This is a genomic window from Mesorhizobium sp. M7A.F.Ca.AU.002.02.1.1, assembly GCF_003998535.1.
GTDB lineage: Bacteria > Pseudomonadota > Alphaproteobacteria > Rhizobiales > Rhizobiaceae > Mesorhizobium > Mesorhizobium ciceri.
Genome location: NZ_RZPB01001336.1, coordinates 1 through 836, shown reverse-complemented (window position 1 = coordinate 836; position 836 = coordinate 1). Strand labels below are relative to the sequence as shown.

1 protein-coding gene is annotated in these 836 nt (G+C 58.9%); it reads left to right on the top strand.

Annotation, left to right across the window (positions count from 1 at the left end; all coding sequences use genetic code 11):
* Positions 1-136: 136 nt before the first annotated feature.
* A partial coding sequence (locus EN879_RS37545; RefSeq protein WP_164774923.1) for an ATP-binding cassette domain-containing protein occupies positions 137-836 on the top strand: 700 nt, incomplete at its 3' end.

Genomic DNA, 836 nt, shown 5'->3' with positions numbered 1-836 from the left:
CCCTCAAGCAGGTCACCAAGGAAGATGCTCCGGCCTCGGTGGTAAAAATCTGCAACGGCGAGTGCTTCTAGCCCACTTTTTCGTCGGCGGGCTCCAACAGGCCGCCGACGCTCCCCTAGCGATCGAGAAAATCGTCATGGCCGAAGCGAAAACGTCACCGTCCCACAACGCGATCGTAGCGATGCAACGCATCAGCAAGTCGTTTGGCGCAAACCGCGTGCTGTCTGATATTTCGTTCGAGGTCATGGCCGGTGAAACGCACGCGCTGCTCGGCGAGAACGGTGCGGGCAAATCGACGCTCATGAAGATTCTCATGGGAGCCTATCGAACGGATGAAGGCCGCATTCTGTTCGCCGGAGAGGACGTCACGGCCTTGTCGCTTCGCGACAGGATCGACCGCGGTATTGCAATGATCTTCCAGGAACTGAGCGTCTTGCCGAACCGCTCGGTTGCCGAAAATCTGTTCATCCTTCGCGAGCCACTCGCCTTCGGCATGCGCGTCGACACCAGAACAATGGTTCGCGATGCCCAGGCTCTGATCGAGCGGTACGCCTTCTCGCTTGATGCTTCCGCGCGTGTGGGCGATCTGGCCTTCGCCCAACGCCAGATGGTCGAGATCCTCAAGGCGATCTCGCGGGGCGCCAAGCTGCTCGTCATGGACGAGCCGACTTCATCACTGACCATCCACGAGGAAGAAACGCTTTTTCGGACCATCGGTCAGCTCAAGCAGGGCGGAATCGGTATCGTTTACATCAGCCACCGCATGGCCGATGTGCTGCGGCTTTCGGATCGCATCTCGATCATCAAAGATGGCCGACTGGTTGGCCCACTTGATC